Raw genomic sequence first — 13,215 nt, forward strand, 5'->3', positions numbered from 1 at the left:
CTTTAACGAATGCCAAGTTTTCTAATGCCAAATAATGGGGAGGAGGCGTTGTCATAATGGGGTTTTTTAAACGAATGAAAGAAGATATGGATGTAGTCTTTGAACAAGATCCAGCAGCAAGGAATTATTTTGAAGTAGGTTTAACCTATTCGGGGCTGCATGCAATATGGAATCATCGTATTGCTCATTTTTTCTTTAAACAGAGATTATATTTTATTGCGCGAGTGATATCACAGATAAGCCGTTTTATAACTGGTATTGAAATACACCCTGGTGCGAAAATCGGCAGAAGGTTTTTTATCGATCATGGTATGGGAGTTGTGATTGGAGAAACCTGTGAAATAGGTGATAATGTTACCGTTTTTCAAGGGGTAACGTTAGGTGGTACAGGGAAAGAAAGAGGAAAGCGTCACCCAACTATTAAAGACAATGCCCTTATTGCAACTGGTGCCAAGGTGCTTGGCTCAATAACCATCGGCGAAAGTTCTAAGGTCGGAGGTGGTTCGGTAGTATTAAAAGATGTACCTGATCACTCAACGGTTGTAGGGGTGCCTGGGCGTGTAGTCGTTCAAAACGGTCAAAAATTACGTAAAAATCTAGATCATCATAAACTACCAGATCCTGTAGCAGATCGTTGTGATCAGCTGCAAGAGGAAATAAACGCATTACAAGAAGAACTAGCAAAGCTGAAAGAAGGGAATCAAAATGCCGATAACCGTTTATAATACTTTAACGCGTCAAAAAGAGCTGTTTAAGCCACTTAAAGAAGGAAAAGTCAGTATGTATGTGTGTGGCCCAACTGTCTACAATTATATTCATATTGGGAATGCACGCCCTGCGATTGTTTTTGATACAGTGCGAAGGTATCTGGAATATAAAGAATATCAAGTCGATTATGTGTTAAATTTCACAGATGTAGATGACAAGATCATTAAAGCTGCCAATGAGGTAGGCGAAGAAGTATCGGAAGTTGCGAATCGATTTATCGATGCCTATTTGGAGGATGTCGGTTCCTTAGGTGTAAAAAAAGCAACCTATAATCCGCGAGTTACTGAAGCAATGAGTGATATTTTGACGTTTATCGAAACATTAATTGCAAAAGGGTATGCATATGAAGTTGATGGAGATGTCTACTTTAAACCTCGTTCATTTGACGGATACGGAAAACTATCACATCAATCGATTGATGAATTGCGCTCAGGTGCACGAATAAAAGTAGGTGAGAAAAAAGAAGACCCACTTGATTTTGCATTGTGGAAAAAAGCAAAGGCTGATGAAATAGCCTGGGATTCCCCGTGGGGACAAGGCAGACCGGGATGGCATATCGAGTGCTCTGCAATGGCCAAAAAATACCTTGCTGAAACAATTGATATCCATGCCGGTGGACAGGATTTGGCGTTTCCGCATCATGAAAATGAAATCGCACAATCTGAGGCAATGACAGGTAAATCCTTTGCAAAATACTGGATGCATAATGGGTATATTAATATTGACAATGAAAAAATGTCCAAATCACTAGGTAACTTCGTATTAACGAGGGATATCATTCAACAGCATGACCCGCAGGTGGTTCGGTTCTTTATGCTAAGTGTTCATTATCGTAATCCGATAAACTTTACCGAGGAATTGCTGGAAGGTGCTAAAAATAGCCTGGACCGTATTAAAAATGCCTATTTCAACTTGGAGCACCGTAAACAAACAAGTATGAACATGGATAAAAACGCAGACCAATGGCTGGAAAAAGTTACGCAGGTGAATGAACAATTTGAAGAAGCGATGGATGATGACTTTAATACTGCAAATGCAATTTCAATTTTGTTCGATTTAACAAAAGAAGCTAATCTCTATCTGCAGGGTAAACATACCTCCATAAAAGTAATCGAGGCATTTCAAAGCAGCTTCACCACTTTACTGGATGTGTTGGGAATTTATATTGAGCAGGAAGGGGAATTACTCGACGAAGAAATCGAAGCATTATTGCAAGAGCGAGTGGAAGCCAGAAAGAAACGTGACTTTAATCGGGCAGACGAAATTCGCGATAATCTGAAAGAAAAGAATATTATTTTAGAAGATACTCCTCAAGGAACCCGCTGGAAAAGGGATAGTAATGAGTCTTGATGTAAAGCAAATGAAAAGTTTAGCTCTCGCTTACATGGGTGATGCTGTTTATGAAGTCCATGTAAGGGAGTATTTATTGCAAACTGGTAAAGTGAAACCGAATCAGTTACATCGATCGGCTATTTCGTTTGTATCAGCAAAGGCACAAGCTGCTGTTATTTTACACTGGCAGGAAACTAAACTTCTTAGTGATGAAGAAGAAGGAGTTGTCTCCAGAGGTCGTAACGCAAAATCCGGAACGGTCCCTAAAAATACAAGTGTACAAGCTTATAATTATAGTACGGCGTTCGAGGCGCTAATTGGTTATCATTATTTACTAAAAAATGAAAGTCGTTTAGACGAATTGATAACACAAGCAATAGAATTCAGCGAAGGGAGGCAGGCTAACGATGGATCAGGAGATAATAATCGGTAAGAACCCTGTAATCGAGGCACTAAACTCTGGACGATCGGTAAATAAGGTATTAGTATCAGAGCAATTAAACAATCAGTTATTTGGGAAGCTGCAGAAACTTAGCAGAAATGCTGGGACCATTATTCAAAAGGTGCCGAAAAAGAAGCTTGACCAGCTTGTGGAAGGTTCACATCAAGGGATTTTAGCCTATGTAGCATCCTACCAATATGCTACTTTGGAGGATCTGTTTGATAAAGCAAATGACAAAAATGAAACACCATTCTTTATTATATTGGATGAGCTGGAGGATCCTCATAATTTAGGGTCTATCTTAAGGACTGCTGATGCCGCAGGAGTTCACGGGGTAATTATTCCAAAACACAGGTCAGTTGGTCTAACTTCAACAGTAGCAAAAACTGCAGCAGGAGCACTGGAACATATTCCTGTTGCCAGGGTTACAAATATTGCAAAAACAATTGATGAATTAAAAGAACGTTATGTTTGGGTTGTTGGAACAGACGCGGATGGTACAGAAGATTACCGTGAGCTTGACGGTGACTTATCGGTCGCCATTGTGATCGGGAATGAAGGAAAAGGGATAAGCCGTTTGGTTAAAGATAAATGTGATTGGACTGTTAGCCTTCCAATGACTGGTCATGTTTCCTCTTTAAACGCATCTGTTGCTTGCAGTCTGCTATTGTATGAAATATATCGAAAAAGATTTCCGCTTGGTGATTAGGCATGTTTGTACTAGTTGTTGACGGTTATAATATCATCGGCGCATGGGAAGAACTCCAGAAACTTAAAGAAAAAGATATTGGACAGGCTCGGGACAAATTGATTGAATCGATGGCAGAGTATCAGTCGTATTCAGGGTTCCGAGTTATCGTTGTATTTGACGCGTACTATGTTAAAGGTATCGAAAGCAAGCATAAATCATATAAGGTTGAGGTTATTTACACAAAAGAAAATGAAACAGCTGACGAATGTATTGAAAGGCTTGTTAAAGGATTAAAGAACGTTAAAAATCAAGTGTATGTAGCGACATCAGACTATGCAGAGCAACGAACCATATTCGGACGTGGAGCTTTACGGAAGTCAGCCAGAGAACTATATATTGAATTTAAGGATTTTGAAAGAGAAATTGAAAAAGATATAGAAGCACACAAGAAGGTACAACCTAAAATTAGGATTCCATTAAAAAAAGAAGTACATGAAAAATTTGAAAAGTGGAGACGGGGAGACAAATAATACCTCGTTCTCCACTTTTTAATTGTACAGCATTGGTGTATAGAATATACAAGCGACTAATGTGAAGTAACAATTGCGCTTTAATTCCGAGTTAAGAAAAGTATAAATTTTTTCATCTTCCAAAGTTTTCTAATATTGACGTTAGTGAAGCGCTTACTGTATAATACGTTTAAATTGACTACACTGTAGTCGGGGGGTCATTTTTGGTGAGTGTCAAGCTAGCAGCAGAAAAGAACCAAAGCCTAAAAATGCTGGATGATGATAGTATTATCCTTCTTGTGCATCAAGGGAATAGTCAAGCACTTGATTTTTTAATAAATAAATACATCAATTTTGTACGAGCGAAAGCAAGAACCTATTTCATTATTGGTGCTGATAAAGAGGATATTATTCAAGAAGGCATGATAGGTCTGTATAAGGCAATTCGCGACTATGACGGGGACAAGCTATCATCGTTTAAGGCATTTGCTGAACTTTGTGTGACCCGACAAATTATTACGGCGATTAAAACAGCTACAAGACAAAAGCACATACCACTTAATTCGTATGTATCACTAGATAAACCAATTTATGATGAAGAATCAGACAGGACATTGCTGGATGTTGTAGCAGGTTCAAAAGCAATTGATCCACAGGAATTACTCGTAAATAGAGAAAAGTTTGGTGATATGGAATATAGATTGTCAGAATTACTAAGTGAGTTAGAAAAAGAAGTGCTGCGTTTATATTTAGATGGACAAACCTATCAGGAGATTTCAGTAGAGTTAAAACGTCACGTGAAATCGATAGATAACGCTTTGCAACGGGTTAAACGTAAATTAGAGCAGCTGCTGGAATCGAATGAAACCAGCGTATAATAGCCGTTGACACATCGTAGTAACCATGCTACAGTTATATGAGTAAAAAACCCTACAATGGGGTGATAAAGTGAATAAAAAAATAACATTAGCGTGTGCAATTTGTTCAAGCAGAAACTATACAACTAGTAAAAATGTATCCACACAACCTGTACGTATGGAAGTTAGAAAGTATTGCAAAACATGTGGGAAGCATACATTGCACCGTGAGACGAAATAATAGCACTCTTCGGGTAGAGTTTGGGGGTACAAGCATGAATCTTGTTCAATTTTTTAAGAATGTATCTCGGGAAATGAAAAAGGTTAGTTGGCCAAAAGGTCGTGAATTAACTAGTTACACCATAACTGTAATATCGACAGTAGTGTTTGTGGCATTGTTTTTCACAGTAATAGATCTTGGGATTTCCGAAATTTTAAGTTCATTTTTTGAATAATTAAGCTATAATTATGTTATAATGGAATATAATATTTCGATTTGAAAAAACCCGGGGCAAACGGGTTTTTTAATATTGCAGATCTTTTTAGGGAACTTTAAAGTTTTAAGCTAAGGGAGGGAAGGGCAAGTAATTTTGTCCTGCTTAAATGGAAAAAAATTGGTATGCTGTTCATACATATTCCGGGTATGAAAACAAAGTTAAAACAAATTTGGAAAAACGTGTGGAATCAATGGGCATGGAAGATAGAATCTTTCGTGTAATTGTGCCGGAAGATGAAGAAACAGAAATTAAAAACGGTAAGAAAAAAGTTGTTAAAAAGAAATTCTTCCCTGGGTATGTTCTGGCAGAGATGGTGATGACTGATGATTCATGGTATGTTGTTAGGAACACACCTGGCGTAACAGGATTCGTGGGATCAAGTGGACATGGAACGAAACCTACGTCGCTTTTACCGGATGAGGTAGATGCAGTGCTGAAGCGTATGGGAGTAGCCGAACCTGTTATGCAGCTTGACTTTGAAATAAAAGAAAATGTACGAGTCAACGATGGACCATTCACAAACTTTACAGGTACAATTGAACATATTGATGTTGATAAGCAAAAGGTTAAGGTACATGTTAATATGTTTGGGCGTGAGACACCAGTTGAACTGGATTTCTCCCAGATTGAAAAACTATAACAGGAATTATTTTACGACTGTTTTATAAAAGTGTTTCAACAAAACCTTGCATAATTTTATGATTCATGCTAAAATTCTTTTGTTATTTATGTCCTCGATATTCGAGGAAAATGGCTAATAATGAGTGGGAGGGGAAATTTCCCCAATTACCACATCACGGACTTTAAGGAGGTGTGTCTCGTGGCTAAAAAAGTAATCAAGTTAGTTAAATTACAGATTCCAGCTGGTAAAGCAAACCCAGCACCACCAGTAGGGCCGGCGTTAGGTCAAGCAGGTGTTAATATCATGGGATTCTGTAAAGAATTTAATGCGCGTACGCAAGATGATGCTGGTATGATTATTCCGGTAGAAATCACGGTATTTGAAGACCGTTCATTTACATTTATCACAAAAACTCCGCCTGCTGCTGTATTGTTGAAAAAAGCAGCTGGGATTGAAACTGCTTCAGGTGAACCAAACCGTAATAAAGTTGCTACTGTTAAGCGTGATAAAGTACAAGAAATTGCGGAAACAAAAATGCCTGATTTAAACGCCGCTGACGTAGAAGCAGCGATGCGCATGGTTGAAGGAACTGCACGCAGTATGGGCATTACGATTGAAGACTAATGTCTAACAATCTTTAATAGGTACAGGTTGCGGGAATGGGTTACCATCCATCGCAACCTTTTTGCAAGCTATAAAAGTATTTATACTTTTATAAGTGGGAGGTCTTACCGCTATAACCACAATTGAGGAGGAAACAAAATGGCTAAAAAAAGTAAAAGACTTCAAGAAGCTACCAAGCTTGTTGATCGTACAAAATCATATGAAGTACAAGAATCTGTTGCATTGTTAAAAGAAACAGCAAAAGCAAACTTCGATGAAACTGTAGAAGCGGCATTTCGTTTGGGTGTAGACCCTAAGAAAGCTGACCAGCAAATTCGCGGAGCTATGGTCTTACCGCATGGTACTGGTAAAACACAACGTGTACTAGTATTTGCAAAAGGTGATAAAGCAAAAGAAGCTGAAGAAGCTGGCGCCGATTATGTTGGAGAACAGGATCTAATCAATAAAATCAATCAAGGTTGGTTTGAATTCGACGTGATTGTTGCAACTCCTGACATGATGGCCGAAGTTGGTAAGCTTGGACGTGTATTAGGACCAAAAGGACTAATGCCTAATCCAAAAACTGGTACAGTAACATTTGAAATTGAAAAAGCTGTTAACGATATTAAAGCTGGTAAAGTGGAATATCGTGTTGATAAATCAGCGAACATCCATGTTCCAATTGGAAAGATTTCATTCGACAATGAAAAATTAGTCGAAAACTTTGAAGCAATTACAGAAGCGCTTGTAAAAGCTAAACCACAAGCTGCTAAAGGTATCTACATGCGTAATGCATCTGTGACATCAACAATGGGACCTGGAATTAAAGTAGACGTCTCAAGTTATGTTCGCGGCTAATTTGTTGTTGACAATCTAACAACGATTAGGTATACTGAATTGCGTTGTAAAAAAGAATACGTTGTACCGTAGACAGTAGGTGCGAGTAATCGCTTAATTTCCTGCCGAGGTGTTTAAAAGCAGATTAAATGATCGTTGATGATTATAATTTGTCATAAAAGCCTCCATGTCTACATGGAGGCTTTATTAGTCTCGTTATCGGTAACGTTAATAGGAGGTGGAACAATGTCCAATAGCAATATTATTGAGCAAAAACAACAACTCGTACAAGAGATTTCTGCTAAATTCCGTGACAGCCAATCTACTTTGTTAGTTGATTATCGTGGTCTTGATGTAGCTGAGGTAACTGAATTGCGTAAACAGCTTCGTGAAGCTGATGTTGAATTCAAAGTCTATAAAAACTCAATGGCTCGTCGTGCTGTGGATGCTGTAGAATTAGGAGAGTTATCTGATACATTGGTAGGTCCGACTGCAATCGCATTTAGTAATGAGGATGTAGTGGCACCAGCTAAAATATTGAATAACTTTGCAAAAGATCACAATGCGCTAGAAATTAAGGGTGGCGTAATTGAAGGTCAGGTTGCATCGCTTGAACAAATTAAAGAACTTGCTGATCTGCCAAATTACGAAGGTATGGTATCTATGCTACTTAGCGTGCTACAAGCGCCTATACGTAATCTTGCGTATGCAACACAAGCAATCGCAGATCAAAAAGAAGAAGAACAAGGTGCATAAATTGACGTTAGAGCAATTTAGCATTCCAGAATTATTAAATTAAAAAGAAAAATGGAGGAATAAATTATGACTAATGAACAAATCATTGAAGCAGTTAAAGAAATGTCTGTTTTAGAATTGAACGATCTTGTTAAAGCAATTGAAGAAGAATTTGGTGTAAGTGCTGCAGCGCCAGTTGCTGCTGCCGGTGCTGCTGGTGGAGCAGAAGAAGCTGAAGAACAAACTGAATTTGACGTAGTACTTGAAAGTGCTGGAGATTCAAAAATCAAAGTAGTTAAAGCTGTTCGTGAAATTACTGGTCTTGGTCTTAAGGATGCAAAAGACTTAGTAGACAATGCTCCTAAAGCAGTTAAAGAAGCTACTTCTAAAGAAGACGCTGAAGAAATCAAAGGCAAACTAGAAGAAGTTGGAGCAGCAGTAGAAGTTAAGTAATAATAGTTTTAATAGCAGTTAAGAATATGTAATAGTTTCTTGCTGCATAAGTGAACTCTGGCTTAGCGATAAGTCAAGTTTTCAAAAAAGAGCTCGTCGGAATCCGCGACGGGCTCTATATATATTTATTTCTTCATATATTACACACGAAGTAGGTGCCCTAATGTCAGAGCATTACTTTTCGCAGAATCCTCAATCTAAAAGTTCACCCAAGAAATGGAATTACCAATTACGAGGCAAGGATTACACATTTGAAAGTGATTATGGTGTTTTTTCAAAAAATGAAGTGGATTATGGTTCACGTTTACTAATAGAACAATTCAGACAGCCTTCGATTACAGGCGAGTTTTTAGATTTGGGCTGTGGTTACGGTCCGATTGGAATTACGTTGGCAGATTGTTATCAAGACAGAAACGTGATTTTAACAGATATTAACGAACGCGCTATCAACCTTGCTCAACAAAATGCCGATCATAATAATGTAGTAAATGTTGAATTTGTGCAAAGTGATCGTTTTAGCAATCTAACAAATCGGTCGTTTGCTGCTATACTGACAAATCCGCCGATTAGAGCAGGGAAAAAAGTGGTTCATCAAATGTTTGAAGATAGTAAGAATGCTCTATTGGAGCACGGTCAATTGTGGGTAGTTATTCAAAAGAAGCAAGGTGCCCCTTCAGCAAAGGAGAAATTAAGTGATTTATTTGGAAATGTTGAAGTTGTTGTACGCAGTAAAGGATATTTTATATTGAAAGCCACAAATGATTGACCTTAGATTTTACATGTGATAGTATAGTAAAATGCTAACATGGGACTTCCTTTGTCAAGGGGAAATTCTGTGAAAAATGAAACGTATAATTCGTCGGTAATCGGAGACACTGTTAAAATCCCAAAAATTAACACAAAAGGTTTTTAACAAAAGCCTTTTTTCGCATTTAAGAAAGTTTAATACTTTCTAATTGTAGTCGGGGTTCTAGAAAAGCAGACTATGCTTTCATAAAGACTTTTTACGATTAGTTAAGGTTTTTAATATTTTTATTATATCATATTGAAACGTGTTATATTACTGATGAATGAAAAATATGTGCTTGTATAACTCCGAATTACAAGTTTGTTCAGCATGTTTTTCGAACAGTAGCACTTGTGCTATTGTTGTTTCGTATCAACACACAAATAGGATTCAAAAAACAACTGATTTAATCTACATTATATCAGTTCGTTTTTGCTAAATATTATTAGTCATTTTTCAAAAGAGCGTATTTACGCTTTAATAGTTTATGAAAAATGCTTGATTTGAGGGGTGAAGTTGTTGACAGGTCAACTAGTTCAGTATGGACGGCACCGCCAACGCAGGAGCTATGCGCGTATTAGCGAGGTGTTAGAATTACCAAATCTAATCGAGATTCAAACCGCTTCTTACCAGTGGTTTTTAGAAGAAGGTTTGAGAGAAATGTTCAAGGATATTTCTCCTATTGAAGATTTCACAGGCAACCTTTCGCTAGAGTTTGTTGATTATAGTCTCGGGGAACCGAAATATCCTGTAGACGAATCAAAAGATCGAGATGTCACGTATAATGCTCCACTTCGCGTGAAGGTTCGTTTAATCAATAATGAGACCGGTGAAGTGAAAGAGCAAGAAGTATTTATGGGTGATTTTCCACTCATGACAGACACAGGTACATTTATTATTAATGGGGCTGAACGTGTCATCGTTTCGCAGCTTGTACGTTCACCTAGTGTTTACTATAATGAGAAATTCGACAAAAATGGTAAACGCGGTGTTACAGCAACGGTTATTCCGAATCGTGGTGCATGGCTGGAATTTGAAACAGATGCCAAAGATGTCGCATATGTAAGAATTGATCGCACACGTAAATTGCCAATTACGGTACTTTTACGTGCACTTGGTTTTGGTTCTGATCAGGAAATTATCGATGTACTAGGTGAAAGCGAGTACCTTAAGAATACATTAGAAAAAGATAATACAGAAACAACAGATAAAGCGTTATTAGAAATTTATGAACGTCTGCGTCCTGGTGAACCACCAACAGTGGATAACGCAAAAAGTTTATTGGTTTCACGTTTCTTTGATCCAAAACGTTACGACCTTGCACATGTAGGCCGTTACAAAATGAATAAAAAGCTGGACATTAAAAATCGCCTGTTTAATCAAGTGCTAGCTGAACCAGTTGTTGATCCGGAAACTGGAGAGGTCTTAGCGCAAAAAGGTGATAAACTAGAGCGTAAACTGCTTGATAAGATAATTCCTTACTTGGAAAGTGAGGAAGATAAACTCGGTGCAAAAAGTGTTGAACTACAAGAGGGAGTTCTTGATGATCCGATTCTTGTACAATCAATTAAAATAATAGACCCTACTGATCCAAGTGGTGAAAGAGAATTAGATGTGATTGGTAATGCCGGTGTTGACAGAAGTGTTAAAAACATAATGCCTGCTGACATTTTATCAGCGGTTAACTATTTCTTTAATCTACTTCACCACGTTGGAGGCACAGATGATATAGATCACCTGGGTAACCGCAGACTTCGTTCTGTTGGGGAATTATTACAAAATCAATTCCGTATCGGGCTATCTCGTATGGAACGTGTTGTGCGTGAAAGAATGTCGATTCAGGATACATCTAGTATTACACCGCAACAATTAATTAATATTCGACCTGTGATTGCTTCAATTAAGGAATTTTTCGGAAGTTCACAGTTATCACAGTTTATGGACCAAACAAATCCATTAGCAGAGTTAACGCATAAGCGTCGTTTGTCTGCTCTGGGACCAGGTGGTTTGACCCGTGAGCGTGCAGGATTTGAAGTTCGTGATGTTCACTATTCTCACTACGGCCGTATGTGTCCAATTGAGACACCAGAGGGACCAAACATTGGTTTAATAAACTCGTTGTCCAGTTACGCAAAAGTTAATGAATTTGGCTTTATCGAAACGCCATATCGTCGAGTTGATCCTGAAACAGGTAAAGTAACAGCACGAATTGATTACCTGACAGCAGATGAAGAAGATAACTATATTGTAGCTCAGGCGAACGCTCGCTTAAACGAAGATGGCAGTTTTACAGATGATGAAGTTATTGCGCGTTTCCGTGGTGAAAACACAGCTGTACCGCGTGAACAGCTTGATTACATGGATGTATCTCCTAAACAAGTTGTCTCGGCTGCAACTGCGTGTATTCCATTTTTAGAAAACGATGACTCTAACCGTGCATTAATGGGGGCTAACATGCAGCGTCAAGCAGTACCGTTGTTGCAACCTGAAGCACCAGTTGTTGGAACAGGAATGGAATATGTTTCTGGTAAAGATTCGGGTGCAGCAATTATTTGTGTTAACGATGGTATTGTTGAACGCGTGGAAGCAAAAGAAGTTCACATTCGCCGCGTTTCTGAAGTGGATGGAAAAGAAGTAAAAGGTGACTTAGACCGTTACCGTTTGCAAAAATACATTCGTTCCAATCAAGGGAGTTGTTATAACCAACGTCCTATCGTAAGCCAGGGAGACCGTGTTACAAAAGGCGAAATTCTTGCGGATGGTCCATCCATGGAAGATGGCGAGCTAGCATTAGGTCGCAATGTCCTTACCGGCTTCATGACTTGGGAAGGTTACAACTACGAAGATGCAATCATCATGAGTGAACGACTTGTGAAGGATGACGTTTATACTTCTATTCATATAGAGGAGTACGAATCTGAAGCTCGTGATACGAAGCTCGGACCAGAAGAAATTACCAGAGATATTCCGAATGTTGGCGAGGATGCCTTGAAAGACCTAAATGAAGAAGGAATTATTCGAGTAGGTGCTGAAGTTTCGGATGGAGACATCTTGGTTGGTAAGGTAACACCTAAAGGGGTAACCGAACTATCCGCTGAAGAGCGCTTACTACATGCTATTTTTGGGGAAAAGGCCCGAGAAGTTCGTGATACATCATTACGAGTGCCTCATGGTGCTGGAGGAATTGTTCTGGACGTTAAAATCTTTAATCGTGAAGATGGAGATGAACTGCCACCAGGTGTTAACCAGCTTGTTCGAGCATACATCGTTCAGAAACGTAAGATATCTGAAGGTGACAAAATGGCCGGACGACATGGTAATAAAGGTGTTATTTCCAAAATACTACCTGAAGAAGATATGCCGTTCTTACCAGACGGGACACCAATCGATATAATGCTTAACCCATTGGGTGTACCATCACGTATGAATATCGGACAGGTGTTTGAAATGCACTTAGGTATGGCTGCGCGTCAGCTTGGTATCCATGTAGCAACACCAGTTTTCGATGGCGCCTCAGAGCAAGATGTATGGGATACACTGGAAGAAGCGGGTATGCCAAAAGACGCCAAGACCATATTATATGACGGGAGAACGGGAGAGCCGTTTGACAACCGTATATCTGTTGGTGTCATGTATATGATTAAACTTGCACACATGGTTGATGACAAGTTGCACGCTCGTTCAACAGGACCATATTCACTTGTAACGCAGCAACCACTAGGCGGAAAAGCGCAATTCGGTGGACAGCGTTTCGGTGAGATGGAAGTTTGGGCACTTGAGGCATATGGTGCTGCTTATACACTTCAAGAAATATTGACGGTTAAATCTGATGATATTGTCGGACGCGTGAAAACGTACGAATCAATCGTTAAAGGCGACAATGTTGCCGAACCAGGAGTGCCAGAATCCTTTAAAGTCCTTATTAAGGAATTACAAAGTCTTGGCATGGACGTTAAGATGCTCGCAAGTGATGAGTCAGAAATAGAAATGCGAGACCTTGAAGAAGAAGAAACGCAAGCAGCAAGCAAACTGAACTTAGAAGTAGAAGGCAACTAAAAATAACGGAGTGTTGACTCAATACT

15 protein-coding genes and 1 other annotated feature are annotated in these 13,215 nt (G+C 38.9%); all 15 genes read left to right on the forward strand.

The window, feature by feature from the left end:
• Nucleotides 1-56: 56 nt before the first annotated feature.
• The 15 genes from cysE (at nucleotide 57) to rpoB (ending at nucleotide 13,189) form a co-directional block, all read left to right on the forward strand.
• Nucleotides 57-725: a serine O-acetyltransferase gene (gene cysE, locus J2Z82_RS14275; RefSeq protein ID WP_209481454.1), complete on the forward strand. Its 669-nt coding sequence runs from the start codon at nucleotides 57-59 to the stop codon at nucleotides 723-725.
• Nucleotides 706-2,118, forward strand: a complete 1,413-nt coding sequence (cysS, locus tag J2Z82_RS14280) for a cysteine--tRNA ligase (RefSeq protein ID WP_209481455.1) — start codon at nucleotides 706-708, stop codon at nucleotides 2,116-2,118. The genes cysE and cysS overlap by 20 nt, the downstream gene beginning before the upstream one ends.
• Nucleotides 2,108-2,533 (forward strand): Mini-ribonuclease 3, encoded by a 426-nt coding sequence (locus J2Z82_RS14285; RefSeq protein ID WP_209481456.1) that lies wholly within the window; start codon nucleotides 2,108-2,110, stop codon nucleotides 2,531-2,533. The genes cysS and J2Z82_RS14285 overlap by 11 nt, the downstream gene beginning before the upstream one ends.
• The gene (gene rlmB / locus J2Z82_RS14290) at nucleotides 2,508-3,251 is read left to right on the forward strand and encodes a 23S rRNA (guanosine(2251)-2'-O)-methyltransferase RlmB (protein WP_209481457.1); all 744 of its coding nucleotides are present in this window, start codon (nucleotides 2,508-2,510) and stop codon (nucleotides 3,249-3,251) included. The genes J2Z82_RS14285 and rlmB overlap by 26 nt, the downstream gene beginning before the upstream one ends.
• A gap of 2 nt (nucleotides 3,252-3,253) precedes the next feature.
• Nucleotides 3,254-3,763: an NYN domain-containing protein gene (locus J2Z82_RS14295; RefSeq protein ID WP_209481458.1), complete on the forward strand. Its 510-nt coding sequence runs from the start codon at nucleotides 3,254-3,256 to the stop codon at nucleotides 3,761-3,763.
• A 206-nt stretch (nucleotides 3,764-3,969) separates the two neighbouring features.
• Entirely contained in the window at nucleotides 3,970-4,620 is a 651-nt protein-coding gene (gene sigH, locus J2Z82_RS14300) for an RNA polymerase sporulation sigma factor SigH (RefSeq protein ID WP_209481459.1), read from the forward strand.
• A gap of 70 nt (nucleotides 4,621-4,690) precedes the next feature.
• Complete coding sequence (rpmG, locus tag J2Z82_RS14305) at nucleotides 4,691-4,840, forward strand: 50S ribosomal protein L33 (protein WP_209481460.1); 150 nt, start codon at nucleotides 4,691-4,693, stop codon at nucleotides 4,838-4,840.
• Between the two features lie 34 nt (nucleotides 4,841-4,874).
• Nucleotides 4,875-5,054, forward strand: coding sequence for a preprotein translocase subunit SecE (gene secE, locus J2Z82_RS14310; RefSeq protein WP_092494528.1), 180 nt, complete (start codon nucleotides 4,875-4,877; stop codon nucleotides 5,052-5,054).
• Between the two features lie 148 nt (nucleotides 5,055-5,202).
• A complete protein-coding gene (nusG, locus tag J2Z82_RS14315) occupies nucleotides 5,203-5,736 on the forward strand; it encodes a transcription termination/antitermination protein NusG (RefSeq protein ID WP_092494527.1) in 534 nt (177 codons plus the stop codon).
• 180 nt (nucleotides 5,737-5,916) lie between these two features.
• Entirely contained in the window at nucleotides 5,917-6,342 is a 426-nt protein-coding gene (gene rplK, locus J2Z82_RS14320) for a 50S ribosomal protein L11 (RefSeq protein WP_139180819.1), read from the forward strand.
• A 138-nt stretch (nucleotides 6,343-6,480) separates the two neighbouring features.
• Nucleotides 6,481-7,179: a 50S ribosomal protein L1 gene (rplA, locus tag J2Z82_RS14325; RefSeq protein ID WP_209481461.1), complete on the forward strand. Its 699-nt coding sequence runs from the start codon at nucleotides 6,481-6,483 to the stop codon at nucleotides 7,177-7,179.
• A gap of 48 nt (nucleotides 7,180-7,227) precedes the next feature.
• Nucleotides 7,228-7,376: a sequence feature (ribosomal protein L10 leader region), on the forward strand.
• A 28-nt stretch (nucleotides 7,377-7,404) separates the two neighbouring features.
• Nucleotides 7,405-7,914, forward strand: coding sequence for a 50S ribosomal protein L10 (gene rplJ / locus J2Z82_RS14330; RefSeq protein ID WP_209481462.1), 510 nt, complete (start codon nucleotides 7,405-7,407; stop codon nucleotides 7,912-7,914).
• A gap of 66 nt (nucleotides 7,915-7,980) precedes the next feature.
• Nucleotides 7,981-8,346, forward strand: a complete 366-nt coding sequence (gene rplL / locus J2Z82_RS14335) for a 50S ribosomal protein L7/L12 (protein ID WP_092494524.1) — start codon at nucleotides 7,981-7,983, stop codon at nucleotides 8,344-8,346.
• 163 nt (nucleotides 8,347-8,509) lie between these two features.
• Entirely contained in the window at nucleotides 8,510-9,112 is a 603-nt protein-coding gene (locus J2Z82_RS14340; RefSeq protein WP_209481463.1) for a class I SAM-dependent methyltransferase, read from the forward strand.
• A 540-nt stretch (nucleotides 9,113-9,652) separates the two neighbouring features.
• The gene (gene rpoB, locus J2Z82_RS14345; RefSeq protein ID WP_209481464.1) at nucleotides 9,653-13,189 is read left to right on the forward strand and encodes a DNA-directed RNA polymerase subunit beta; all 3,537 of its coding nucleotides are present in this window, start codon (nucleotides 9,653-9,655) and stop codon (nucleotides 13,187-13,189) included.
• Nucleotides 13,190-13,215: the final 26 nt, after the last annotated feature.

The sequence above is a fragment of the Virgibacillus litoralis genome (genome assembly GCF_017873675.1).
GTDB lineage: Bacteria > Bacillota > Bacilli > Bacillales > Amphibacillaceae > Lentibacillus > Lentibacillus litoralis.